Origin of the sequence: Microcoleus sp. CZ3-B2 (genome assembly GCF_036705055.1) — a bacterium.
Classification (GTDB): Bacteria; Cyanobacteriota; Cyanobacteriia; order Cyanobacteriales; family Microcoleaceae; genus Microcoleus.
In genome coordinates this window covers 73,364-100,089 of sequence record NZ_JAUBTN010000007.1, presented here as the reverse complement: position 1 = coordinate 100,089, position 26,726 = coordinate 73,364, and the positions used below count along the sequence as shown (strand labels likewise).

The 26,726-nt window shown below is 44.5% G+C and carries 17 protein-coding genes and 1 pseudogene; 11 read left to right on the top strand and 7 right to left on the bottom strand.

What is annotated here, in order from left to right; all coding sequences use genetic code 11:
- Window positions 1–4: 4 nt before the first annotated feature.
- A complete protein-coding gene (locus tag QUA97_RS04955) occupies window positions 5–1,330 on the top strand; it encodes a hypothetical protein (RefSeq protein ID WP_333193549.1) in 1,326 nt (441 codons plus the stop codon).
- Window positions 1,331–1,336: 6 nt separating this feature from the next.
- The gene (locus QUA97_RS04950; protein ID WP_333089796.1) at window positions 1,337–2,668 is read left to right on the top strand and encodes a hypothetical protein; all 1,332 of its coding nucleotides are present in this window, start codon (window positions 1,337–1,339) and stop codon (window positions 2,666–2,668) included.
- A gap of 164 nt (window positions 2,669–2,832) precedes the next feature.
- On the opposite strand, the gene QUA97_RS04945 is transcribed toward QUA97_RS04950, so the two are convergent.
- Window positions 2,833–4,164: a hemolysin family protein gene (locus QUA97_RS04945; protein ID WP_333118041.1), complete on the bottom strand. Its 1,332-nt coding sequence runs from the start codon at window positions 4,162–4,164 to the stop codon at window positions 2,833–2,835.
- Between the two features lie 332 nt (window positions 4,165–4,496).
- Here QUA97_RS04945 and mfd point away from each other — a divergent pair, with 332 nt between their 5' ends.
- Both mfd and QUA97_RS04935 read left to right on the top strand, forming a co-directional pair.
- Complete coding sequence (gene mfd / locus QUA97_RS04940; protein ID WP_194068999.1) at window positions 4,497–8,069, top strand: transcription-repair coupling factor; 3,573 nt, start codon at window positions 4,497–4,499, stop codon at window positions 8,067–8,069.
- A 188-nt stretch (window positions 8,070–8,257) separates the two neighbouring features.
- Complete coding sequence (locus QUA97_RS04935; RefSeq protein WP_194069001.1) at window positions 8,258–8,923, top strand: S-layer homology domain-containing protein; 666 nt, start codon at window positions 8,258–8,260, stop codon at window positions 8,921–8,923.
- A 408-nt stretch (window positions 8,924–9,331) separates the two neighbouring features.
- Here the strand turns inward: QUA97_RS04935 and QUA97_RS04930 are convergent, their stop codons facing one another.
- The 4 genes from QUA97_RS04930 to QUA97_RS04915 all read right to left on the bottom strand — a co-directional run bounded on the left by QUA97_RS04930 (window position 9,332) and on the right by QUA97_RS04915 (window position 16,476).
- The gene (locus tag QUA97_RS04930) at window positions 9,332–10,516 is read right to left on the bottom strand and encodes an RNA-guided endonuclease InsQ/TnpB family protein (RefSeq protein WP_333193543.1); all 1,185 of its coding nucleotides are present in this window, start codon (window positions 10,514–10,516) and stop codon (window positions 9,332–9,334) included.
- 255 nt (window positions 10,517–10,771) lie between these two features.
- Window positions 10,772–11,488 carry a biliverdin-producing heme oxygenase gene (locus QUA97_RS04925; RefSeq protein WP_194069005.1) on the bottom strand — a complete coding sequence of 239 codons (717 nt, stop codon included), beginning with the start codon at window positions 11,486–11,488 and terminating at the stop codon, window positions 10,772–10,774.
- Between the two features lie 272 nt (window positions 11,489–11,760).
- On the bottom strand, window positions 11,761–15,006 hold the full coding sequence (gene gyrB / locus QUA97_RS04920; protein ID WP_333193541.1) for a DNA topoisomerase (ATP-hydrolyzing) subunit B: 3,246 nt from the start codon (window positions 15,004–15,006) through the stop codon (window positions 11,761–11,763).
- A 234-nt stretch (window positions 15,007–15,240) separates the two neighbouring features.
- A complete protein-coding gene (locus QUA97_RS04915; RefSeq protein ID WP_333193538.1) occupies window positions 15,241–16,476 on the bottom strand; it encodes an ATP-binding protein in 1,236 nt (411 codons plus the stop codon).
- Window positions 16,477–16,734: 258 nt separating this feature from the next.
- Here QUA97_RS04915 and miaA point away from each other — a divergent pair, with 258 nt between their 5' ends.
- Window positions 16,735–17,658 carry a tRNA (adenosine(37)-N6)-dimethylallyltransferase MiaA gene (gene miaA, locus QUA97_RS04910; RefSeq protein WP_333193535.1) on the top strand — a complete coding sequence of 308 codons (924 nt, stop codon included), beginning with the start codon at window positions 16,735–16,737 and terminating at the stop codon, window positions 17,656–17,658.
- Window positions 17,659–18,105: 447 nt separating this feature from the next.
- Here miaA and QUA97_RS04905 read toward each other — a convergent pair whose 3' ends face one another.
- Entirely contained in the window at window positions 18,106–18,333 is a 228-nt protein-coding gene (locus tag QUA97_RS04905; protein WP_333193533.1) for a CsgG/HfaB family protein, read from the bottom strand.
- Between the two features lie 127 nt (window positions 18,334–18,460).
- Between QUA97_RS04905 and QUA97_RS04900 the strand changes: the two are divergent.
- Window positions 18,461–18,886 (top strand): annotated as a pseudogene (locus tag QUA97_RS04900) (IS1 family transposase); the annotation flags it as partial.
- Window positions 18,887–18,969: 83 nt separating this feature from the next.
- On the opposite strand, the gene QUA97_RS04895 reads toward QUA97_RS04900, so the two are convergent.
- Window positions 18,970–19,689: a DUF2786 domain-containing protein gene (locus QUA97_RS04895; protein ID WP_194068877.1), complete on the bottom strand. Its 720-nt coding sequence runs from the start codon at window positions 19,687–19,689 to the stop codon at window positions 18,970–18,972.
- Window positions 19,690–20,125: 436 nt separating this feature from the next.
- Here QUA97_RS04895 and QUA97_RS04890 point away from each other — a divergent pair, with 436 nt between their 5' ends.
- The 5 genes from QUA97_RS04890 (at window position 20,126) to QUA97_RS04870 (ending at window position 26,590) form a co-directional block, all read left to right on the top strand.
- On the top strand, window positions 20,126–21,157 hold the full coding sequence (locus QUA97_RS04890) for a glycosyltransferase (protein ID WP_333193528.1): 1,032 nt from the start codon (window positions 20,126–20,128) through the stop codon (window positions 21,155–21,157).
- A 2-nt stretch (window positions 21,158–21,159) separates the two neighbouring features.
- Window positions 21,160–22,092: a beta-1,6-N-acetylglucosaminyltransferase gene (locus QUA97_RS04885; protein ID WP_194068873.1), complete on the top strand. Its 933-nt coding sequence runs from the start codon at window positions 21,160–21,162 to the stop codon at window positions 22,090–22,092.
- 83 nt (window positions 22,093–22,175) lie between these two features.
- Window positions 22,176–23,003 carry a hypothetical protein gene (locus QUA97_RS04880; protein WP_194068871.1) on the top strand — a complete coding sequence of 276 codons (828 nt, stop codon included), beginning with the start codon at window positions 22,176–22,178 and terminating at the stop codon, window positions 23,001–23,003.
- Window positions 23,004–23,343: 340 nt separating this feature from the next.
- Window positions 23,344–24,507 carry a glycosyltransferase family 4 protein gene (locus tag QUA97_RS04875; protein WP_194068869.1) on the top strand — a complete coding sequence of 388 codons (1,164 nt, stop codon included), beginning with the start codon at window positions 23,344–23,346 and terminating at the stop codon, window positions 24,505–24,507.
- 79 nt (window positions 24,508–24,586) lie between these two features.
- The gene (locus QUA97_RS04870; protein ID WP_194068868.1) at window positions 24,587–26,590 is read left to right on the top strand and encodes an ABC transporter ATP-binding protein; all 2,004 of its coding nucleotides are present in this window, start codon (window positions 24,587–24,589) and stop codon (window positions 26,588–26,590) included.
- Window positions 26,591–26,726: the final 136 nt, after the last annotated feature.

Here is a 26,726-nt window from a genome sequence, read left to right as displayed (position 1 = left end):
TTACATGAAAGACTCAACTTCGTTCAAAAAAGGCAAAAATATATTAACTTTAATCGCTGTTAATTTGGCGATCGCTTTTATTTGTCTGGAAGCTTTGTCGCTAGCTTTTTATTTTGTCAATCAAAAACAGTTTTTTTATACCAGAACCAAAGGCAAAGAAAAAGTAGCAGAAGACATTGAAAGGCTCGGAATTAGACTAGATGAATCTATCGTAGAAAGACTGCACCCGTTTTTTGGCTACGTGCTCAAACAAGGTGCTTTTCCCAATGAAAAATTAAAATTAAAAGTCAACAAAGAAGGCTTTTATTCCCTCTACGAATATCCGTTTATTAAAACTAATAAAAATCAATTGATTGTAGGAATTTTCGGCGGTTCTGTTGCTAACAACTTTGCCGTAGATGAATACGTCACCAAAAGATTTTCTCAAAAGTTAAAGAGTTATCCAGAATTCGCCAACAAAGAAATTGTCATTTTGAATTTCTGTAACGGTGGCTACAAACAACCCCAACAATTATTGATTTTAAATTACTTTCTGGCCTTGGGTCAAGATTTAGATTTAGTCATCAATATTGACGGTTTTAACGAAGTAGCACTGTCAAATTTAAACAACAAAGCCGGATTAGAAATAGGAATGCCCAGCGTTCAACACGTCAAGCCGCTGACGAGTTTAGCCAACAACAACTTGTCGCCGGAAGCGATGAGTTCGATCGTGCAAATTAGCGAAACTAAAAAACAGTTGAAAGCAGGTATTGACAACTTGCAAACTTGTCAGATTGCTTTGTGTCACGCTATTACCTCGCTGAGAGTGAAACAATTAGTCAACAATTACCAGAAAGCCCTTGTCAAGTATGACCGGCAAGTCAAACAATCCAACCAAAACACGGAAAATAGCGGTATAGTATACCTTCCCAAAGCTGACTTTGTTTTGCCGGATGCTGCTGCTTTTAATGAAGTAGCATCGATTTGGTACGAATCGTCGATCGCGATGAATCAAATTTTGTCAAGTAGAAAAATTAAGTATTTTCACTTTATTCAGCCCAACCAATATTATCAAACTAAACGAATCTTTACCGCCAAGGAGGACGAAATTGCGATCGACAAGAATAGTCCTTACATTGAAGGGGTGAAAAAAGGTTATCCCGTACTGTTGTCTAAAGTCGATGATTTGCAAAAAGCTGGGGTTAATGTTTTTAACGCCGTGAATATTTTGGACAATACCAAAGAAACAGTTTACAAAGATGGCTGCTGCCACTACAATTCAGTAGGAGAGGAAGTATTGGCAGACTATGTTTCCAGCTCAATAATTAAAGTAGTAAGAGAGTCAAAATAGATATTTATGAAAAATTTTAAGTCGATTAAAAAAATCCCAGAAATTCTCAAAATTGCTGCGATTAACTTGGCGTTTTTACTTGTTTTCGTGGAACTCGGTTCGCTGGGATGGTATTTTCTCAAGCACAAGCAATTTTTCTATACTAGATCGAATGTGCAAGATAAGTCGGCTTTAGGAATCAATTTAGAAGGAGTGCGGCTGAATCAGTCTATTATAGTCAGGCTGCATCCTTTTTTTGGATTTATTGAAAAACCTGGCCCCGATTTTCGCCCCGGTTTTAAAGTTAACAATTACGGGTTTATGTCTCCCTACGATTATCCGTTCAAAAAAACCAAGCCCAATCAATTTATCATTGGAGTTTTTGGCGGTTCTGTGGCTTCTAATTATGGAATATTTGAAGTTCAAAATAAAATTTTACCTCAATACCTCAAGCAACTTCCTGGTTTAAAGGATAAAGAATTTGTCATTTTGTCTTTTGCTACTGGAGGCTACAAACAGCCACAACAGTTATTGATTTTAAACTATTTTTTATCCTTAGGTCAAGAATTAGATATGGTGGTCAATATAGATGGTTTTAATGAAGTAGCACTTTCTAATCTCAACAATAAAAATAAAATAGATTTGGCGATGCCAAGCATTCAGCATATTCTGCCGCTGACTAATTTAGCGAATAATAGCCTTTCTTTAAAAGCTATGAAAGCAAGTGTCAGAATTCAAGAAACTAAAACTAAGATTAATGAGGGGCTGGAAACTTTGCAGCACTGCTCTTTCGCGGCGTGCGATGCTTTGACTTCTGTTTACGTTCAAAATTTAGTTAACAATTATCGTAAAGATGTGATTGCGTTTGACAAAAAACAAACTCAACCACAAAAAAATGGTGATAACGTTATTTATATCAATAAAAATAATTCTGTTTTAAGCGATTCAGTAGCTTTTGAAGAAATTGCATCGCAGTGGGTAAAAAGTTCAATTTTTATGCACAAAGTGCTGTCGGCTAGCAATGTGCCGTATTTTCAGGTTCTCCAGCCCAATCAATATTATCAGACAAAAAGGGTGTTTGGTGAAGCTGAAAAGCAGATTGCTTTTAACAAGGATACTCCTTATGCTAAGGCTGTGGAAATTGGCTATCCGGTTCTTTTGAGTAAGTTTCCTAATTTACAAAAAAATAATATCACTATTTTCAATGGGGTCAAGGTGTTCGACAAGACTAAAGATGTTGTTTATGTAGATAGCTGCTGTCATTACAATCAAGCTGGACAGGCGATATTTAGCAATTATGTGGGCCGTTCTATTCTGGAATATTTGCAGAAAAATGAGGCTAGGAGTAAGAAGAAGTAGGTTGACAAAATTATATCAAATCCGGCTTACATAGATAGCCCGATAATTTACATTATGTATCGCAAAATAACCCTGATGAGGTTTGTAGTGAGGACTTGAGTCCTCAGAAATTGATCGGGACTAAAGTCCTCACTACGAACCTATTTTACCGCCGATCGCAAATTTTAGGTATTTGCTTCGGTTTTAGATCGATCGCCCACAGAGTCGATCGGCATTACCAATATCTTATCAACTCGGTTGCCGTCCATATCCACCACTTCGACGCGCAAACCGTTCCACTCAAAATGCTCCGCTGCTGTCGGAATTTTCCCCAAATTTGTAATCACAAAACCGCCCATTGTGTGGTAGCTACCCCTATTTTCTGACGATATTTCATCAATTCCAAATAATTCAAAGAAATCTTCAACCGGGAGCATTCCGTCTAACAGCCAAGAACCGTCCTCGCGCTGAACTGCTTGGGGTTCGTCGGCATCTTCTATTGAAGGAAAGTCGCCAACGAGTTCGACTAAAATGTCGTTAACTGTCACCAATCCTTGAATGACTCCGTATTCGTCAACCACCAAGGCAATTTGATTGCTAGATTGCTTAAAAAGCTCTAATACTTTTAAACCGCGCGTGCTTTCAGGCACAAATAAAGGCCTGCGTAAAGAAGCACTTAAATCGAGGGGTTGACCGGTCAAAGTGCGAGACAGCATATCGGTAACGTGTACTAAACCGACAACATTATCGAGTCCGCCCTGACAAACAGGAAACCGAGAATGACCGCTGCCGAGCATTTTTTGGCGGTTTTCTTCTACTGAGTCGTCGAGGTCGAGCCAAGTAAGATCGGGCCGCGGAGTCATTAAGGCGCTGACTCGCCGATCGCCCAAACGAAAGACTCTTTCTACCATGTCTTGTTCGGCTTCTTCAAAAGTTCCGGCCTCGGTGCCTTGCTCTATTAAAACTTTAATTTCTTCCTCTGTAACTTGCGGTTCTGTGGAAGGCACAATCCCCATAATCCGCAAGATTAAGTCAGTGGAATAACTTAAAACATAAACGGCGGGAGCGCCAATTTTGGACAGCATTCGCATCGGAATAGCGACACTGGAGGCGATCGGCTCGGGGTTGTTGAGGGCGAGGCGCTTCGGCACGAGTTCGCCAATAATTATGGTGAGATAAGTTATGGTTAAAATTGCGATGACTGAGGCGATCGCCCCTGAGTAGGGTTCCAAAGCCGGAATCAAGCGCAACAGAGGCTCTACTCTTTTAGCAATCGTCGTTTCTCCGAAAGCGCCGGACAGGATAGCCAGCAGCGTAATCCCGATTTGAACAGTCGGCAAGAACTGATTGGGGGCATTAGCCAGATCCAGCGCTACACGGGCATTGAGCGAACCCTGGTTTGCCATCTGTTGCAGTCTCACCTTCCGTACTGAGATGATGGCCATCTCTGACATCACAAACACGCCATTGAGGAAAACCAGCAGGAGAACAATCAGAAGGTCGGTACTTGGGGACATTTCTCAAATTATCGGTGGTAAAGGCGAAGCGCACTGCCGGGTTAGTCGATTTTAGATTTTAGATTGAATTGAATCCACAATCTGGGATCTGTGTCAATCTAGATCGACAATCTCGATTTGGCGATCGACCTGTCCCTAGATTAACGGAACTGGCTGGCTGCGATCGCAAGTTCGAGATTTTTATAGAAAGCCTCTAGCAGAAATCTACCTGTAGTTGAGTGGCACTGCCAACAGCCGATCGCCACAATGATAGATGTTTGTCGTACAATCGAACTTACTTAGCAGGCCGCGGGGAAGAGCCTTCGCCCATCGGGGATTAAAACTAACAGCCCATGACTTTCTCTTCAATAATTCGTACTTTGGGGCGATCGCCCCTAGCAATAGAACTTCTCAACAAGCTCAAACGGCATCACTGCTTGCAATTGGCAGGTCTAGCCCGCTTACCTAAAGGTTTGGTAGCTTCCGCCCTCGCCCAGGAAGAAGAGCGAAACCTATTAGTCGTGACAGCAACTCTGGAAGAAGCAGGGCGCTGGGTAGCCTCTCTAGAAGCGATGGGCTGGCAAACCGTACATTTTTACCCGACTTCCGAAGCTTCGCCCTACGAGCTATCCTACTCCGACGAGAACGAAATGACTTGGGGACAAATGCAGGTGCTGGCGGATTTGGTGGACAAGCAAGAAAAAACCGCCAATCAGTCCAAGCCGATCGCCATTGTCGCCACAGAAAGATCCCTGCAGCCTCATTTGCCACCTCGAAGTGCTTTTGAGCCTTACTGTCTGACGCTGAAGCGAGGCGAAGTTCAAGACTCCAAGATACTTGACCGCCAACTGGCGTCGATGGGATACGATCGCGTGAATTTGGTAGAAACTGAGGGCCAGTGGAGCCGCCGGGGCGATATTGTCGATGTGTTTCCGGTGGCGGCGGAGTTGCCGGTGCGGCTCGAATGGTTCGGGGATAATTTGGAACAAATGCGCGAGTTCGATCCGTCTTCGCAGCGATCGCTCGATAAGGTCGATCGATTAGTTTTAACTCCTACTAATTTTAACACAATTATTAAAGCAGTTTTAGTCGAAACCGGGAATTTAAAAACGAACCGCGAAGACGCGAAGGGCGCTAAGGAAGAGAAAGAGGAAGGGGAAGATAAGGTTATTAGGCGGTTGTTGGGTTTGGCCTTCGAGAAACCCGCATCTTTGTTGGATTATTTGCCGGAAAATACTTTAGTTGTGGTTGACGAACCTGCCGGGTGCGAAGCTCACAGCGACCGCTGGTTCGAGAACGCACAGGAACAGTGGGAAAGTTGCAACCGGGAATCAGAAGCAGTAAGTGATGAAACGGAAAGATTGCCAATTGCTAGTTTGAAAGTTCCCAAAATTCACCGCAGTTTTGCTGAATTGATGGCGGATGTAGCTGTTTTTTACAGGTTAGAAGTTTCTGAATTGGCAGAAGATTCTGCTACTCGAAAAATTAAAATTTCTGCAGGGGGCGAGCAGCTATCGCCTCCGATTAATTTGGCCAGCAGGCCTGTGCCGGTGATGCCTCACCAATTTGCTAAACTCTCTCAAATGCTCCGGGAAGAGCGCGATCGGGGTTTTACGGTGTTTATGGTTTCGGCTCAACCGAGCCGCTCTGTTGCTCTGCTGTCGGAACACGACTGTCCGGCTCAGTTTGTGGTGAATCCGCGCGACTTTTTGGCGATCGACAAATTGCAGTTGCAGCACGTTCCCGTAGCTTTGAAATACAACGGGCTGGCTGAATTGGAAGGGTTTATCCTGCCGACTTTTCGGATTGTTTTAATTACCGATCGCGAATTCTACGGCCAGCATTCTTTGGCAACTTTTAGCTATGTCCGCAAGCGCCGCCGCGCTGCTTCTAAAAAGGTTGACCCGCACAAGCTGAGTCCGGGGGATTTTGTGGTGCACCGCCAGCACGGAGTTGGCAAGTTTCTCAAGTTGGAACGTTTGACGATCGATCGCGAAACTCGCGAATATTTGGTGCTGCAATACGCTGACGGTACTCTCAGAGTCGCTGCAGACCAGTTGGGCGCGCTGTCGAGGTTTCGGACTGTAGGCGATAAAGTACCGGATCTCAACAAGCTGACAGGTCAAACTTGGGAAAAAACTAAGACAAAAGTTCGCAAAGCTGTTAAGAAATTGGCAGTGGATTTGCTGAATCTTTACGCTAAAAGAGCTAAACAACAAGGTTATGCTTTTCCTCCCGATATGCCTTGGCAGCAAGAGTTGGAGGATTCTTTTCCGTACCAGCCAACGCCGGATCAGTTGAAGGCTACTTTTGATGTGAAACGTGACATGGAGGGCGATCGACCGATGGATCGCCTGGTCTGCGGCGATGTCGGTTTTGGCAAGACGGAAGTCGCTCTCAGAGCTATTTTTAAGGCGGTTACAGCGGGCAAGCAGGTGGCTTTGCTCGCACCGACGACGATTTTGACCCAACAGCACTATCACACCCTCTCAGAGCGTTTTTCGCCTTATCCGATCCAAGTTGGTTTGCTCAATCGCTTTCGCACAGAAACCGAGCGCCGGGAGATTCACAAGCGCTTGGCCACTGGGGAGTTAGACGTGATTGTTGGCACTCAAGCTGTTTTGAGCAAGGCGATTAAATTTCGCGATTTGGGCCTGTTGGTGGTGGACGAAGAACAGCGGTTTGGGGTGAAGCAAAAGGAAGCGATTAAAGCCCTCAAAACAGAAGTTGATGTGCTGACTCTGACTGCGACTCCGATTCCCCGGACTTTGTATATGTCGCTGTCGGGGATTCGGGAGATGAGTTTGATTGCGACTCCGCCACCAAGCCGCCGCCCGATTCAAACTCATTTAGCGCCCTACGATTTGGAAGTTGTGCGGACTGCTATTCGTCAAGAGTTGGACAGGGGCGGTCAGGTTTTTTATGTTGTACCCCGGATTGAGGGGATTGATGAGTTGGCGGATACGTTGCAAACAATGGTTCCGGGGGCGAGAATTGCGATCGCCCACGGTCAAATGGATGCTTCGGAACTAGAATCTATCATGCTGACTTTTAGTGCCGCTCAGTTCGATATTTTGGTGTGCACGACGATTATTGAGTCTGGTTTGGATATTCCCCGCGTCAATACTATTTTGATTGAAGACGCGCAGCGGTTTGGTTTGGGTCAGCTTTACCAGTTGCGGGGACGGGTGGGGCGCGCGGGGATTCAAGCTCATGCTTGGCTATTTTATCCGAAGCAGAATAAGCTTTCGGATGCTGCAAGGCAGAGGTTGCGGGCTATTCAAGAGTTCGCGCAGTTGGGTTCTGGCTATCAGTTGGCTGTCCGAGATATGGAAATTCGGGGCTCTGGTGATGTTTTGGGTACCGAACAGTCCGGTCAAATGGAGGCGATCGGTTTTGATTTGTATGCTGAAATGTTAGAGGAGGCCATTCGCGAAATTAAAGGTCAGGAAATTCCGAAGGTTGAGGATACACAAATAGACCTCAGTTTGACGGCGTTTATTCCTGCTGATTATATTGGGGATTTGGATCAAAAGATGAGCGCTTACCGCTCTGTGGCTTCTGCTAATAATTCAGCAGATTTGCAGCAAATTCGGGCCGATTGGTGCGATCGTTACGGGCCCATTCCTCTGCCGGCCCAGCAACTGATCCGCATTGTCGAACTCAAACAAATCGCCAAGCAAATCGGTTTTTCTCGGATTAAACCGGAGAACAAGCAGCACATTGTTTTGGAAACGCCGATGGAGGAGCCTGCTTGGAATTTGCTAAAAGCTAATTTGCCGGAACATTTGCGCTCTCGTTTTGTCTACAGCAAGGGGAAGGTTACTATTCGAGGTATGGCGGTTTTGACTGCCCAAAAGCAGTTGGATAATTTGATTGATTGGTTGGGTAAAATGCAGGGCGCTTTGCCGGAAGCAATTTTTTGATTTTTAAGTGGTGTTAAGCGAACACTTGAATTTTCTCTCTGCCCTCTTTTGTCTTAATTCGGCTACGCTACTTCGACGGTGCCGTACAAGTCAGTACGAGTCAGGACGAATCTTCCCTGCATCCATTAAATCCCTGGAGCGAATCTGTTGTCGAACTTCGTTCAGTCGTAGCACAAAGGATTAAAATAGTGAAAACGTTAGTGTGTGTTTTTTTTGCGATCGCGCTAGCGCAAGGAGTGCCAACGGTGGTTCAAGCTCAACAAAGTATTGACCCGATCGATCGGGTTGTTAGTGCTGGATTGATGAATAAAGATCCTAGCGGCAATTTTAATGCTGAGGGTCTTGTCAGCCGCGCTGATTTGGCGGTTATTTTAGTAAAAACCTTTGGTTTGGAACGGCGGAAAACAGCTCAGAAACCGGATATGGAATTGCCGGACGTAGCTAAGAGTTACTGGGCTTACAGTGCGATTCAAACTGCTTTGAAAACGGGAACAATGAGCGGATATCGCGACGGAATGTTTTTCCCTAATCAAAGGGTGACTCGTGCTGAAGCTTTGGCAATTTTTGCTCAAGCCTACGGTGTTTTTCAGTTTCCCGACGCGACTGTTGGCGAGATTTTAAGTAAGTATCCAGATGCAGGGGAAATCCCTAGTTGGGCTAGAAAGTCTATGGCTACTGCACTTTATGAAGGGTTTGTGAATGTTGATATTGGAACCAATAAAATTAATCCTTTGAAGCCGATGACTCGCGGGGATATCGCTTACGCTTTGAGCAAGTATTTGGAACGACAGGTAAGGCCAACTTCTTTACCAGTCCGTGACGAGGGGCCTCCGAATCGCGGCATGGGAAGGTAATATTTGTTCTGGATTAAAATTTAATTTTTGGGGATGCCAAAATGCCCGTGCCATCCCAGAGAAGTCCTAGGGTGCGATCGATTACCATAACAAAAACGGATCGCGCGTGCGGAATGCGAGTCCGTCAAAAGGAGCGGATTGAAGTCCGCACGCGCGAACTCATCTTACTGCAGCTAATCTTTCTTTCCTCTGCAAAAACTCGTGATATCAAATCCGGTAGCATCCCAATTATAAAATCGAGTCAGATCAAATCCGCGCTTCATCGTTCTGTATTCATCTCTCTCTTGTCTTCCTCTGTGTTCTCTGCGCCCTCTGCGGTTAAATCATTCCGATGCTACCGGAAACGATATGAAGCTTGACACTCCCCTGCTATCGAGGCGAGGGGATTCTTGGATCAGCCAGTCGAACTTATCTCTGTTTTGTCGCCACCAGCGAGTAGAGATCGTTCTGTCCCCCAGCGTGAATTCCGGTGTGCCCCACCGTATTTAAATGGATTCCTGCACGGGCTTTCAAACCCTTTGCTAAAATATTTCTTCCAGCGTTGTGGTCGCGATCTAGTATCGTTCCGCAACCGCAAATATGCGTTCGGGTTGATAAAGTTTTCTTAACAATATCGCCACAGTTTGAACATTTCTGAGATGTGTATTGTGGTGGAACAGCAATAACTGTTTTGCTGTACACCTTCCCAAAATACTCCAACCATTCAGCAAATTGTGACCACGCAGCATCACTAATTGATTTAGCAAGTTTATGGTTTTTAACCATATTACGCACTTGAAGGTCTTCGCAGGCTACAAAATCGTTATACTTTACTACGCACAATGCCGTCTTAATGGCGAAGTCTTTGCGCTGCCGACTAACCTTTAGGTGCTTTCTTCCTAACTTGTTGATTGCTTTTTTCCGGCTTTTGGAGCCTTTCTTTTTCCGACAAACTCGCTTCTGCAATCTCTTCACAGCTTTTTCGCTTTGGCGGAGATACCGAGGATTAGGAACTGTTTCACCGTCGCTGTCAGTATAGAAGTGGTTTAATCCCACATCTATGCCAATAGTTTTACCAGTAGAAACGGGTTCCTCTTTTCGTTCGATGTTGATGCAGAATTGGGCATAATAGCCGTCGGCACGACGCACTACCCTAATTCGCTTAATCTCCGTAGGTGCCGAGAAATGCAAGTCCCGACTACCGAGCAATCTAAAGGTTCCAGCGGCAAAGCCATCGGTGAAAGTCAGGCATCTTTTGTCGGCAGAAAGCTTCCATCCCGATGTCTTGTACTCTACAGAGCGACTGTGCTTTTTGAATTGTGGATATCCTTTTTTCCCTGGCTTTTTGGTCTGACAATTGGCGAAGAAACGTTGAATAGCAAAAATGGCACGTTGGGCCATCGCTTGACGCGCCATTGAGTTAAGCTTGCCTGCCCCTTCAAATTCTTTCGCCATGATGGCGCATTGTTTGTACAGGTCTACTAACTTGACTCCCTGATTGTCTACCCAATGTCTAAGAGCCTTGTTTCGGACAAATTGAGCCGTCCGAATCATGTCATCGATGATTCGATATTGCTCCGCTTTGCCTTTCAACTTAAACTCTAAAACTATCATTGGAATAGTTTATCACTTTTGCTCAAATTTTTACCTATAAGTCTGTATACTTAACAAGTCTCCACACTTCTCGTAATTAAAGCCGTCCTATAAGGACGGGGTTTTAGACCCAACTTTTTGGTAACTATCCTGTAGGAAATCGCCCGCAATGCAAAATCCTGGAGCTTTGGTGACTGTGAAACGAGCCATCAAACCCCCAGGATTTTAATTTTTCCTCTTAAACGAGGTTCAAAATTATCGTCTGCAGACCTTAACTTACTCAGCAGTAGCCAATTCGGTATTGCCGCCGCCGCGCTTCCGCGTTAGGGTATTGAACAGCATCTGACCGACTGCTTTAATCAAATTGCCTTCTAATTCCATAAACATTTTCATGTTCATGCCAAAAGCTGCATTAGCTTCATCAACAATTCGCTCTGCTGTAGCTTCGTCAATCGGCAGTTCGTTCATTGCCTGACGGTAGTTATTCTTAAACTCTTTTTCATCAGGAATATCCTGGAATTCATAAAAAGCAGTGCCTTCTCCCTCGGAAAGATTCATCCCCCGCTGGGCAATTCCCTTCAGGATTTGTCCGCCGGACAAATCGCCCAGGTAGCGAGTGTAAGAATGAGCGACTAACAGTTCCGGTGCTGTGGCAGAGATTTCGTGAATCCGCTGCACATAAGCTTTCGCTGCGGCTGACGGAGCTACTTGTTCGCGCCAATTGGCACCGTAGTAGTAGAACAAATCTTGCTCTAAGCTTTGTTTGCGATTCAACTCAGAAAAGTAAATTTTTGAAATAACCGGATGCTGCTTTTGGCGTTCCATTTCCTCTTCGATTGCCGAGTAGACAAAGTAGAGGTTTCCTACTAACTTCCGGTAAGAAGTTTTTTCTACAACGCCTTTTAAAAAACACTTGACAAAACCAACGTTTTCTGCCATAGTGTGGGACTTTTTGGTTCCCTCACGCAATTTGGTCGCTAAATTGATGCTCATGCTATATTGTCCAACCTTCTATTTTTGTGGTAGCTGATGGATGGGTCAAAAATCTAAAAATTACCTAAGTATTTACCTTATATCGATTTGATGAGAGATTGTATTAATTTTTATAACAAAATCTAGAGCGATCGAACGGCCGTGATGCCCGATCGCCCCAAACGGCAGAAGGCATCACGCGGGCAAAAAAAGTTTAGTCATCAGTCGCCAGTCATTGGCTGTTAGCTAATAACTAATGACTGATGACTAATGACTAATGACTAATGACTAATTTAAATGTCCAAGTCGAGCATATTGAGTTTGGGGCCGTAGGTTTCGATAAATTCGCGGCGGGGGGCGACTCGATCGCCCATTAAGATCGTAAAGATGCGATCGGCCTCAGCGGCGTCTTCAATTTCCACCCTTTTCAGCGTCCGAGTTTCCGGGTTCATCGTGGTATCCCACAACTGTGTCGGCATCATTTCGCCCAAACCTTTGAACCGCTGGATGGTGTAGTTAGCATTCGCCGGAAATTCGTTGCGGATGAGATTGTTCATTTCGCGATCGCTGTAACAATAATAATGATTCCGGCCCCGTTCCACTTTATAGAGAGGAGGACAAGCAATATAGATGTAACCTTGTTCTACAAGTGCCCGCTGATAGCGGTAGAAGAAAGTCAGCAACAGCGTGCGGATGTGAGCACCATCTACGTCAGCGTCAGTCATAATTACGATGTGGTGATACCGCAATTGACCCGGATCGAATTCTTCACCTTTGATGCCCAAACCTAGGGCTGTAATTAACGATTGAATTTCGTTATTTTTGTAGATTTTGGCATCGTCGGTTTTCTCAATGTTGAGAATTTTACCGCGCAAAGGCAGGATTGCTTGGAATTGGCGATCGCGCCCTTGTTTCGCACTGTTGTGGACAAAAACTCCCGCAGCTAATGCAAAGTTGTGACTGTTAGGCACTTCGATGTCGTAAACATCGTACCGTTCCTCCAAATGTTCGATCGACACAACGCGGTGGTTGTAATTGCGAACAGCTTGGCGAGCCAGCAATTGATCTCCGCCAAAGTAGCGATCGCAAAAAGTTTGGTACTTCAACAAACACTTATCCTTTTTCGTCCGGCGGCAAGCATCGTAATAATCTACATTAATACAGCCTTTTTGCAACTCCACATACTTCAACATTTCCAGAGTTTTCCGGTAGTAAGTTTCGTTCAAAGCAGCTTTGCGTTGGCGGCGAAACTCCGGTGTCCACTGTTCCTTAGTTTTTTCACGGCGCCAGTCCAACAATTCCGGATCTTTCCACTGCTCCTTGGCAAATTGCGAATTAGCCTCCCGCGCTTCAGGATTGTTAGCAAAATGATTGCGAACCCGTTCCGACTGAGCCAAACGGTTTTCTTCGGAGCTCCAATACTCTTGCTGCGCTTGGTTGAGCAGTTCATTATTTTGCTCGCGATAAGCTTCATTCGTCTCGTAAAACTCACGCCACTTGCTCGTCATGTAAGCTTTATACTCTTCATCTTCCCACTGAGCTTTTGCCTGTTCAGACAGAATTTGTCTGGTTTCAGGATGCTGCATCCGCTCTTTCATCATCGCCCGAAATTCATCAGTCATGTGAGCTTGACGGCTCTTTTCAATGACATCTGGCCTGTGCAATGTTTTCTCAAGATTGGCGCGGTGTAAAGCCAAGTGAGCCTGAGCGGACATCCGATGAATATTGGTCGGATTGTTGTTGAGTTTGTTGAAATCAACATGGTGGCGGTGATTGCCGTCAGATGCTTGATAAACCTGATGTTTCAGGTTGTAGAAATCCGATAGCAAATGACTGTAAATCCACTTGTCACTGTTGGGGTTCCAAACCATTTCGTAACCGTTAAGTCCCTGCCCATTTTGGTTCTTTTTAGACAACTGGCGGTTGAGGGGCATTAAGGAATCGTCCGGTGTCAGCATGGCTGCTGCTCTGTAGGTACCATCCCGCAACATGAACGGATGATCGGGAGTACAAGTGATTGTCTCGCCATTGTCTAATGTCAGTTTGACAACTTCAGCATTTGCTTTAGTCATGCGAGCGTTAGTTATCCGCTCAAACCCTATGTTTCCACTTTCGCGAATGGTGTAGCAAAAGTGTTCTTTGCCTTCTGCTTGTTCGTCAACTATCTCTTTGATAGTTTTTGTAGTGCCGTCAGCTAATATTATTTGCTGAGATGAAAAAAAACAGCCCCCGGCTGAATCGCCTTCGACCAGGTATATCTCAGACAGGGCGGGGTCTCTGGAGCTACAGTCCGCTAATTTTCCGGGCAAAGGAGACGATTCTAAGACGGATTTGCGGCGGACTAAATCGCGGGCGCGGCGGGCTGCTTCTGCGGCTTTAAATGCCTGAATTGCTTTTTCCAAAATAGCGTCGGCTACTTGGGGGCGAAATTCTAAATATTCGGTCAATACTTCGCCTACCAAGGAATCGACAATTCCCCGAACTTCTGTATTGCCTAGTTTTGTTTTTGTTTGGCCTTCAAATTCTGGATCGGGAACTTTGACGGAAATTACTGCTGTCAAACCTTCACGGACGTTTTCGCCGGCGAGGTTGGGTTCGTTTTCTTTGATTTTGTTGCGCTTGCGGGCGATCGAATTCATCGTCCGCGTCAAAACGGCCTTCAAACCTTCTAAGTGCGTACCGCCGTCGATCGTCCGAATGTTGTTAGCAAAACCGAGAACGTTGTCACTAAAAGCATCGACGCACCACTGCAAAGATACTTCTACGTGCACGTTGTTGCGTTCTCCTTGCACGTAGATCACCTCTTCGTGCAGGGGTTGCTTGTCGCGGTTCATGTAGGCGATGTATTCCTTGATGCCGCCTTCGTAACAATAGGTTTCGATGCGCGGTTCGCTACTTTTGAGCAATTCCAAACGGCGATCGCTAAACGTAATTCTCACGCCCGCATTCAAATAAGCCAATTCTCGCAAGCGTCCGGAAACCGTAGCGTAATCGAACTCAATGCCAGTGCTGAATATCTGAGTGTCTGGCAGGAAACAAACTGAAGTACCGGTGCGATTTCCTTTGCTGGGCTTTGCGTCAAGTTCGGTGACTGGAAAGCCTCTTTCGTAGCGCTGCAAATGTTCTTTTTGGTCGCGCCAAACTGTAACCTTTACCCACTCCGAAAGCGCGTTTACAACCGAAATACCTACACCGTGCAATCCTCCAGAAACCTTGTAACCGCCGCCGCCAAATTTACCGCCGGCGTGCAGTACAGTCATTACTGTTTCTATTCCCGATTTGCCAGTCTTGGCAACGATGCCGGTGGGAATACCGCGGCCGTCATCTGTGACACTGACTGAACCATCGGCGTTGAAGTCAACCTCGATGTGAGTGCAGTGGCCAGCCAGCGCCTCATCGATGGAATTGTCCACAACCTCGTAAACTAGATGGTGGAGTCCTCGCGGGCCGGTTGTACCGATGTACATCCCGGGTCGTTTGCGGACTGCTTCGAGACCTTCGAGAACTTGAATCTGGTCGGCGCTGTAGCTGCTGGTCATACAAAATAGCTCCAATAATGAGGTCTAAAGCCCCAAAAGCTTCTAAAATGGAAAAACTCCTAAAATTATAGCACAAAACGGTTAATGGCGATGCTAGGGCTTTCTGAAGGGAAATTTATTAGGGTGAGGGAGGCGAATAGTAGTTTTACTTGGGGAGCTATTAACATTTGGTGGCGGGGCTGTTAACCGGAAGGTTGAGAAGTGCGATCGCCCGCGGCAGTCTACTGCAAATCATTAATATTTTTGTAATTCTTGCTTTCGGCGCAATGCCCGCGCTTTGCGTGCTTCTGCTTCTGCGTCGCGGGCCTCGATCGCCCGTTGGACGATCGCCCCTGCAACTTCTGGGCGGGCTGTCAAATATTCCATCAACTCTTTTTCTACCAAAGATTTAACGATTTCTTGTACTTCCGGGTTGGCTAACCGAGTTCTCGTCGGGCCTTCAAATTCGGGATTCGGTACTTTCAGGGCAATGACGGCGGTGAAGCCACACTCTAAAACCTCATTCCCCATTAAAACTGGGTCTGTATCTTTGAGCTTGCCCAGTTGGCGGGCGATCGCACTTACCACCCCCCTCACTGCCAATTGAAAGGTGTTAATGTAAGTGCCACCATCGATATTCCGAACGCAGTTAGTAAAACCAAACAGTCGGCTGTAGGAATTATTTTGATTCAGAAGGTGCCACTGACAGGCTATTTCTACTTGTACGCCGTCTCGATCGCCCTGAATGTAAATAATATCTTCGTGCAGCGGTTCGACATCAGAGTTCAGGTAGGCGACATATTCCCGGATGCCGTCGGGGTAACAATAAGTTTCAATTGAGGGAGAACTACTGCCAAGCATTTCCAAGCGATTGTCAGTCAAAATAATTGTCAAACCCGGATTGAGATAAGCAAGCTCCCGCAGATGAAGGGCAAGAGTAGCGCGATCGAACTCGATGCCAATCTTAAAAATCTCCGCATCTGGCTTGAAACAAATCGACGTACCCGTGCGGTTTTCTGGACTCGGTTTCACAGTCAGTTGCGTAACTGCCATGCCTTTCTCAAAACGCTGGCTGTAAATTTGCTCCTGGCGCCAAACAGTTACCTGCAACCATTGAGACAAAGCATTGACAACTGCTATCCCAACTCCGTGGAGACCTCCAGCAACCTTGTAGCTGGCGCTAGCCCTGTAACCCGCACAAAGAACCGTTAAAACTTCTTCCAAAAACGATTTGCCAGTTTTGGAATTAATTTTGGTGGGAATTCCCCGGCCGTTATCTGTCACGGTAATGGAACCGTCAGCGTTGAGGTCAACTTCGATGCGAGTGCAGTAACCGGCCAACGCTTCATTAATCGAGTTGTCAACAACCTCGTAAACTAGATGGTGGAGCCCTCGCGGCCCGGTGTTACCGATGTACATCCCCGGTCGTTTGCGGACTGCTTCGAGACCTTCGAGAACTTGAATCTGGTCGGCGCTGTAGCTGTTGGTCATACAACAATAGCTCCAATAATGAGGTCTAAAGCCCCAAAAGCTTCTAAAATGGGAAAACTTCTAAAATTATAGCACAAAACCGTTAAACGCGATGCTAGGGCTTTCTGAATGGAAATTTATCGGGGGTAGGGAGGCGAATAGTTTTGAGATTACTTCGGGATTTCCGAGGCGTAGGGCCGTCATTCAGTGGAGGGAGAGAGGGGAAAGCATGGAGACGAGAGGATTTGAGAGTTTTTATAGGGAAATGTGCGACAGCTTATGTCTAGATTGATTACGATTTGCGGGGCGACGGCGACGGGGAAGTCGGGAGTGGCTTTGGCTTTGGCTTCACGACTGCGATCGGCAATTTTGAGTGCGGACTCCCGTCAAGTGTACCGCGAATTTGACATCGGGACTGCAAAACCTACAAAAACCGATCGCGCTTTGGTACCGCATCACTTAATTGATATCTGCGATCCGACAGAAACTTTAACACTGGCGGAGTACCAGCAGCAAGCTCAAAAAATAATTGCTGATATCGATGTTCCGGTTTCTCCCCCGCTGTTGTTGGTGGGAGGGACTGGTTTATATATTAAATCGATTGTCAGGGGTTTGAAAATTCCGAGGGTTGCACCGATGCCCCAATTGCGATCGCAACTTGCGGAACTAGGACAATCTCAATGTTACGCGATCTTGCAGCAGGTCGATCGCTCTGCAGCGGAGAAAATTCACCTGAATGATTCCTTCAGAACCTTAAGGGCGCTGGAAGTATTTTATGTCACCGGGCGCTCGATTTCGGAACAGCAGGGCGAAATTCCTCCGAATTATCCTATTTTACAAATAGGGTTGGATTGTGATATTGATATTTTGGGCGATCGCATCAAACAGCGCACCGAACAAATGTTAGAACGCGGTTGGGTGAGTGAAGTAGAATTTTTGTCTAAAAAATACGGCTGCGAATTGCCTTTATTGAACACGCTGGGCTATCAGGAAATTAAACAATATTTGGCTGGCGAGATTACTCTGAATCAAGCTAAGGAATTAACAATTTTGCACACGAGGCAATTTGCCAAGAGACAGCGAACTTGGTTTCGAGCTTATCCTGAAATTGAATGGTTTGATGTTAGCGCGCCAGATTTGCTGGAGCGAGTTTGGCAGAGAATGCACGAGTTTCTCAATCAAGATTTCGGCGATTGGCAATAATCCGAATCTGTTCGGAAAAACTTTTTGTCACCCTCAATAGTTGAGGATGTTTTTTGGGCTGATATCGTTTCCGGTTGAATCGGAATTATTTAACCGCAGAGGGCGCAGAGAACACAGAGGAAGAGAAGAGAGAGATGAAACATCCACTTGTTGAGGCACTGTCTGTTATTTTTCGCTGACATACAGCGTATTCCGGGTTTGTGAAATACACACTCCTAATCTGGTTTTTTTACAGTTAGATAACTGTCAACTGATGGTTGTTAGAGAAACCAGGTTTCTGGGGTATAGCGGTTCTCAAGCGTGGTGAGGATAGCCCGATGCCCTATGCCCGATGCCCTATGCCCACTCCTAGCAGCTCATCTTTCTAAGAAAGGATACAACTTCGTCTTTCCCATCCTGACATCTTGAGGAATGTCGAATTTTTTAACCGAACTTGGTATGATTATTTTACGGCAATTTTTTGAATACTTCTGCCAGTTTAGTCACCATTTGGGATACCGCTTTATCAACTGCCGCGCTCAAAAGTCCGTCTTCATTGCTACTGCCGGAATTACCACCAATACCTCGGACAGAAAAATTGGAATCGCTTTGATCCGCTTCTCCTACTAATTTAGCTGTAGCAAGAATGTCCCCGGAAGCTGTACCGATTAATCGCACATCTATTTGATAGGGCATAGGGCATAGGGCATCTTGCCCGCTCGCTAAGTCGAAGGGTGGGCCTAGGGCATACCTCACTTTTTTGATAACCGCTATATGTGTTTATAAAAAATTAGGAGCTCTAAAAAGATAAGTAGAAATAAAGTTAAAAAAAAGGGGGAAGCTAACAATTCAATGTGATGAAATGTGGTGATTTGTAGGTAATAAGCAGTGGATTTTGCTGGCAATTGATGTATCTACCAAAGAAATTGTAGGAGTATATATTGGCAAAAGAGATCAAGCTGGCGCTCAAGGATTATGGGATTATTTGCCACGAGCTTATAGTCAATGTGCCGTAAGTTATACAGACTTTTGGAGTACCTATAGAACAGTTTTTCCTCAAAAAAGATACAAGACAGTAGGAAAGGATACTAATCTGACAAACTATATAGAAAGATTTAATAATACGCTGAGACAAAGAATATCTCGATTGGTGAGAAAAACTATTTCATTCTCTAAAAAAATCTCCATCATATTGGCAGCTATTTGGTATTTTATTCATGAGTATAACGCCAGTTTATGTATCAATTAAAATCCTTAACTTTCCTTACTATGCAGGACTACCATTTCTAGGTCTGACATGGCACTTTCCTTTGTAAAACAACAATCCCGAACTCAAACACACTCATTAAGTTGTTTCATATCCTCTGGCGGCTGGACTTGCTTTTGCAAACTAATTTTGTCGCCCACTTCATAGCCAGAATTAAAGCCAGCCTCGCTGCTGACTTGAGAATCTGTTCTCGTTTTAACTTTAACCCCTCGGCCTTTTAAATAATCGGCGATCGCCTGTTGATTCTTCTCAAACATCGATCGCACTACAATCGCAGGAGTCGCCACCGTATCAGCCGTACCCGGAATCCCAGACTCCTCCATCTCCCGCTTTTGTTCCAGCAATCGCTGTCTCAGCCTTGTGGCGCATCCCACCCGAAAAGCATTCAGATACGCCAATCCCCGGCCGCTTCCCTTGCGGTATTTCGCCCGTTTCTCGATCGCAGAACTCAAATACTCGTAAAGGTGCTTGCAAACAATCAGATTTGTAGAGCTTCCCACCAAAAACATATTACCAGTATAAGTGTTCCGCATACCAGTACAACCGTTAGCTTCAGCAATTCCCGACAGCAGCATCATTTTCCAAGTCACAAATTTGGAGGTGGTTTCAACTCCGCTTTCGCCCATTTCTTCTTGGTGATTCGGGCCTAAATCAGCGAGGCTGAGATTATACTGCGCCAGTAAAACCGAAGCTTTTTCGGCCGCCGCCGTCGATTCATTTTCATTGGATGAGGTGGCGAGGGCTAACAGCTTTTTAATTTTTTCAACAATACTTGTATCTGCCATTGTTCGATCGGTTTTGGGGTGAGAGTACGCCGTGGTAGCGATTTGGGGATAGTTATATTTTACTATAGCGTGGAATGTGCGATATTTTTCAACCGTCTTAGCGGGCAGTCAAAAACCGAATTTTTTAACAACAAGATGCGTCTTCACGCAAGATTCGCTGAACAAGTCAGTTTCTTTGGTAACAGTGCGATGTTTTTTGAAGATAATTTGATTCATCTAAATAGTCTACACCAAAAAACTGCATTTTTGCCTAAGACGGTTTACTTAAAAGTTGTTATAGTTGGAGATTTCATCCCATACCCCCTAGTCCCCAAGCCATCGAGATAGTAGGGCGTATCGGAGGAATTTTTGGAAGGGATAAGCAGTTTTAACCCAAGCGTATTAAAATAGAAAATGAGCCGATCGATACTTGACAAATAGCAGGCTGGATAAAGAAATGAATGAAAGTTTGCCGCCGATTTATTTTTACATTCCTAAAAGCCAGTGGCCTGCAGGAAAAATGCCAGAAATTCCTCAAGAATACTGGCAGTGGATGAGTTCTTGGGGTAGCAGGTACGGCCGGGGCAAGTATGATTGGACTCTGCAAACTTATCTTTATTTGAAAGCGGACGGGTTGCCATGTCAATTAATAGATTTTATGCCGGATGAAGGCATCGTGCTGTCCCATCGAGATTTTTTATCCGATAATTTACAACCGCTGCCAAAGTTGCTGGTTGTTTGTATTAAAGTGGATAGAGAACCTCACCCTTACGCTCAGTTACAAGTGGTGCAGAACGATCGCGATCCGCTATTTAGTCGATCGCCATTTTTATGGCAGTGTCATCCGCTCAAATTTTGGCTGCAACCAGGGTTGATTCCCCGCGATGCGGGCCGGGGCGAAATCTTTAAAAATGCAGCCTTCTTCGGCGTTTTAGACAGTCTAGCACCGGAATTGCAAGCACCATCCTGGGGCGAAAAACTCGGCGTTTTGGGTTTGGATTGGCAAGTCGTGGGGTGCGATCGCTGGCACGATTACAGTAAAGTTGATGTGATTGTGGCTGTTCGCAGTTTTGAGGGCGAACTCACTTTTGACTCGAAACCTCCCTCGAAATTGATTAACGCTTGGCACGCGGGCATTCCGGCGGTTCTGGGACGCGAATCTGCATACCGCAGGGAACGCAAAAGCGAACTTGATTACATAGAAGTAGCTTCGCCGGAGGAAGCGATTGCTGCTGTTGAAATGCTGCGGGGCGATCGTAATTTGCGCGCGGCAACGATCGAAAATGGTAGAATCAGAGCGCAGGAAACGGCAAATTCCCAGATTATTTCGCAGTGGCGCAATTTTTTGACAAACGTAGCCGTTCCTGCTTATTATCGTTGGTGTACCGCATCTATTTGGCAGCAGCAAATATTTTTAACCCGCCGCCATCTAATTATGAAAGCAAACCGCCTCCAAAGCCGCCTCAATCAATTTATCTCTAAGAAATAGCCGTGAAAATTTGCTATTTTATCCAAACCCATCAAAATCCCCAACAAATTTATCGCCTGGTTCGCGCTATAAAAAAATCGACTCCTCACGCTCAAATCCTCATCAATCACAACTTTAATAGATGCGATTTAGACTTGACTCCGCTGCAAGAATTGTCAGATATTCATTTGTTGACCAATCAAGAATATTTGATCCGCGCTGATTTTTCTTGTCAAGTTCAACCCTATTTAAATGCAATTGATTGGTTATTTGCCAATAATTCTGATTTTGACTGGCTGATTAATTTAACCGGCCAAGATTATCCCACTCAACCGCTGTCAAAAACTGAGGAGTTTCTCGCGAAAACAGACTCGGATGGTTTTATTCGGTATTGGGATGTTTTGGCTGAGGGAATACCTTGGGACAAACAGAAAGGATTCAAGCGGTATTATTGCCGTTACTGGCGAATTCCCGGCCGCTGGAGTTACAATTTTTTGAAAGAATTTCAGCAGTTGTCGGCGGTGCAAAAATTGACTCCGCTGCAATTTTACCTGAGTTACGGTCCGCTGGTGGGGATACCGCGCCGATCGACCTTATTTAGCGATCGGTTTATCTGCTACGGCGGCTGGGCGTGGTACACTCTCTCTAGAAAGTGCGTTGAATACATCAAAGATTTTGTTAATACTCGCCCGGATTTTGTGGACTATTATCAAAAAACAGTAGTCCCAGAAGAGTCTTTCATCCAGACTATCTTAGTCAACAATAAAAACTTAAATCTCGTGAATGACGACAAACGCTATATTGATTATACCAATGCGATAGCAGGTTCGCCAAGAACGCTGACAGTGCAAGATTATGCGACAATTACTAACGGCAACTTTCACTTTGCGCGCAAGTTTGACATCAAACAAGATGCGGAAATTATTGACAAATTAGATTCCTTAATTTTCACTTAAAAAACTCGGTTCGTAGTGAGGCTTTCAGTCCGCCTCAAAACCTGAACGCCAAAGTCCACAAAACTAAAGTAGTTAATTTTTTAATGACAGTAGAAACCAAGGGATTTATCACTATTTTAACAGGTCTTTACTCATTCCAAGATTGCATTCATTTTTTGGCTTCAATCAGGAAATTTCACCAGGAACCAATTATTATTTTAATAGATAGAGTGCCTCAAATTTTATATCCTTTACTTCAGGTATTTGGAAAAGTCATATTGAAACCTGCACCATCTCACGAAAATCCTGTTTTAGCCTCGCGCCAAGCTAAACTGGCTTTGTACCGAGAATCTTCGTTTGACAAAACTATTTATATGGACTGCGATATTTGTTTGTTGTCGCCAATAGATGAAGTTTTCGACTATCTTGACGAAGTGGATTTGTTGGTGACAGAAGATGTGCAGCCAGCAATTGCTAAAGCTGCAAATTTATTAAGAATTAAGCAGGACATCCTGTCAACTTTGCAATCGGTCGGATTGCCACTAAATGAAAATAGCATTCAATACAACGGCGGGTTTATCGCTTTTACGAAAAGCAGTAAAAATTGCGAAGTTTTCCAAAGTTTTAAGAAATATTTCGAGATAGTAGTGGTCAACCAAAATGTGCTATTATTGAAAGACCAAGGTGCTTTTGCGGCGGCTGTGGAATTTGTCCAACCGAAAATGACAACATTGTCGCCTGTTTACAACTACTTGGATAAGTGGAAAGATGCTTATGCGATCGACAAACCGATTAAAGTTATGCACTGCACCTATCCCTACCGCCCGCAGTACGCAAAGAACGTCACGCGATCGCTCTTGACTCGAATAGTCGATCGCACTGCTAAAATATTTTTACCAAATCAACTCAACAATCCCTGGCGTTTAAAATAATTGAAATTGGCTGCGAAACAGCATCAAAAGTAACAAAATTCTGGCAATAAATTTAAACAATAGCGTCAATACATCCGAGAATTTACCTAGAACAAGCAAGAGCAAGAGGGCGGGTTGAGCCCATTTTTCAGTCATTTGTATCATAGATCATTAGCTAAATTCCCCCCTACTAATGACTGATGACTGATGACTGATGGCCAAGGACCAATGACTTACTTAGCAAGTGAGCTTTCCCTCGGTTAAAAACTCCATTTCTTTTGTCTGAAAACCCAAGTTTCGATCGCCTTGACAAAAGGTCAGTTAAGCAGGAAAATTAAGTAAATGTTAAAAAAAATGCTCAGTGAAAGTTTCATTAGTGGTGAGCGATTTATCGGGAGCAAGCGCAATTCGTGCCTTTCTCTTAGCTCAAGTCCTGATCGAGCTTAACTACGAGGTAGAAGTTGTTGGATTTAAGTTTGGTCAAGAATTGTACGCGATTCCTCCTGCAAACATCCCAGTCTGTGCGATACCAGGGACAAACTATCCCACGTTTTTGATGGATGCTCAAAAAATTTTGAAAAAAATAGATGGAGATATTATTTATGCAGTCAAACCTAAACCCACAAGCTTTGGTTTATCGCTGCTAAAAAAACTGGAGACTCTGCGCCCTGTGATTTTAGATATTGATGACTGGGAACTAAGCTGGTGCGATCCAGATGAATGGAAATATCGTCCTTCTTTTAAACAACTTTATCGAGATATTTTAAAACAAAACGGTCAATTGAGAAAACCCGATCACCCGCTATATATCAAGTGGATGGAAAGTTTAATCCACCGTGCTAATGCAGTCACCGTTCATACTAAATTTTTACAACAGCGTTTTGGTGGTGTATATTTGCCGAACGGTAAGGATACTAAAATTTTCGATCCTGCTAAATACAATCCTGAATTGAGCAGAGAGCGTTATGGCTTGTCTGGGTATAGAATATTAATGTTTCCGGGTGCGCCTCGACCTCACAAAGGTGTTGAGGATGTTTTGATGGCCCTCGAACAGTTAAACGAGCCGGATTTAAAATTAGCGATCGTCGGCGGAAGTCCTTATGACGATTATGATGATAGACTTATGCAACAATGGGGACGTTGGATTGTTAAACTGCCAAGATTTCCAGTCGAGACGATGCCTGAAGTTGTGGCGGCGGCTCACGTTGTCGTTGTTCCTCAGCGAGAGACTCTGACAGCGGTGGCTCAGTTTCCGCTCAAGCTGACAGATGGAATGGCAATGGCTAAGCCTGTTTTGTCTACACGGGTGGGGGATATTCCGGCAATTTTAGGAGGAACTGGTTATTTAGTCGAGCCAAGTTCTCCCGCTCAAATTTCCCAAAAAATTCAATGGATATTTCAAAATTTGACCGTCGCGAATTTGCAAGGAATGAAAGCTCGGGAAAGATGCGTAAAAAAATATAGCATTCAAGCAATGGCACTGATACTTTCAGAAATAATTTTAGGTAGTGTCGGTGATATTTAAGCGACTGAATGGAGGAAGAATAACTGGGTGCAATTAAAGAATATTTTGAAATGCCATACTGTTTAGCTGGGAACGCTTCATGTCTGCGAATAAGCTACTCCTAAAATTTGCCAGACGATATCCCGGCAGGATTTTATTAACTGTGATCCTGGGCTTTTCTGGGGCTTTATTCAGCGGTATCAGCACTACTCTGATTGTACCGGTGCTTTTAAATTTTTTGGATGAAGCGGTGGAGCTGCGCGGCGCTCCAACTCTCATTAAAACTTTGATGTATCCCTTTGAAGGAATGCCCGAAAATCAGCGTTTAATGTTGATGACAGCGGCGATTTTTGTGGCAATCTTTTTGAAAAATATTGCGAGTTATATCAATACTTTAGTGGCTACTTCTCTGACGCGCTCTCTGACTTTTGATTTGCGAGAAGCAGGTTTGCGGTTGTTGTTAGAAGTAGATTTGGATTTTTACTCCAAAACTAAAGTCGGGGATTTAATTAATAGATTGGGCGGAGAGATTGGCAGGACGGCTAGTGCAGTTGGTACGGCGATCGGAATGTTTACTACTTCAATTACTGTTTTGGTGTTTGTGGGTTTGCTGCTTTCTATCTCGTGGAAACTGACGGTGACAGCTACAGTTTTGCTGGCGTTAGTTGCTTGGACAAATCAATATATTATTCACCGTTCTAAGCATTTTGGCATGGTGCTTTCTGAAATGTCGAAGGATTATTCGGTTAGGGTGTTGGAAACTATAACTGGGATTCGGCTGGTCAAGTCAACGGGGAACGAGGAAAGGGAGTATCAGCGGATCAAGCATTTAATTCAAAGGCGAGAACACGCAGATTTTCAAGCTCAGGTAAATTATGCGGCGATCGCCCCAATTAACGAAGTTGTTAATTTAATAGTTATTCTTTTGATTGTATTTATAGGTCGCACAATATTTGCAAATGAAATAGAGTCGATTTCAACGGTTTTATTGACCTATTTATTGGTACTTTTTCGGTTAATTCCTTTGATTTCTCAGTTGAATAGCGGGCGCAGCCAATTTGCGAATACGTCGGCTAGTGTAGAGGTGGTTAATGATTTTTTGAGCTGCGATGACAAGCCGTTTATGCTGAACGGTTCTGTGCCGTACACTCATTTGCGATCGGGAATTAGTTTTAATAAAGTATCTTTTAGTTATCCGAATCACAAGAATTTAGTTCTTCAAAAAATTGATTTATTTCTCCCTCACGGCACTACTTTGGCTTTGGTAGGAACTTCGGGTTCTGGTAAGTCAACTTTGGCAGATTTACTGCCGCGATTTTACGATCCTACTGAAGGTAATATTTCGATAGATGGGACGGATTTGCGGGAATTTGAGCTAAAAAGTCTCAGAAAAGCGATGGGTATTGTTAGCCAAGATACGTTTTTGTTTAATGCTTCGGTGCGCGACAACATTGCTTACGCTAGGCCCCAAGCGAGTGAGGCAGAAATTGTCGAAGCGGCGCGGGGAGCGAATGCTTATGAGTTTATCGAACTGTTGCCGGAGGGGTTGAATACTCAAATTGGCGATCGGGGTGTAATATTATCGGGAGGGCAGCGTCAGAGAATTTCCATTGCTAGAGCTTTGCTGCAAAACCCGGAAATTTTAATTTTAGACGAGGCTACGAGTTCCCTGGATACGGTTTCCGAAAGATATGTGCAATCGGCGATCGAGAAATTGAGTTGCGATCGCACAACCTTAGTAATCGCCCACCGCCTCTCCACAGTCCAAAAAGCCCACAAAATCGCCGTAATCGATCGCGGACAAGTAGTAGAAATAGGTTCCCACGAAGAATTGCTAGCAAAAGGAGGTTACTACACTCGCTTGTATTCAGTGCAATTTGCCGAAGAAACCGCTCGTGATGAAGCATTAATTAGAGGTTCTTACGAAATTCGCACTCGCCTGACTCCCATGATAGCTTACCTCAAATTGCTAGTAGATGAAATGGTAGATTCTCCCGAAGAAAAAGACGAGTTAATTAGAGAATCATTTCACTCGGCTGCTAATATTTTTAAAACCTTAGAATTTATAGAAAATACTATCAAACGTCAGACTGTTAAAAAGTAGGTAGTTGTTATTGGTTATTGGTTATTGGTTATTGGTTATTGGTTATTAGTTATTAGTTATTAGTTGTTAGTTGTTAGTTGTTAGTTGCTCGTTACCAGGCAGAGCCTGGTAATGCAGATCCGGAGGCTCTGCCTCC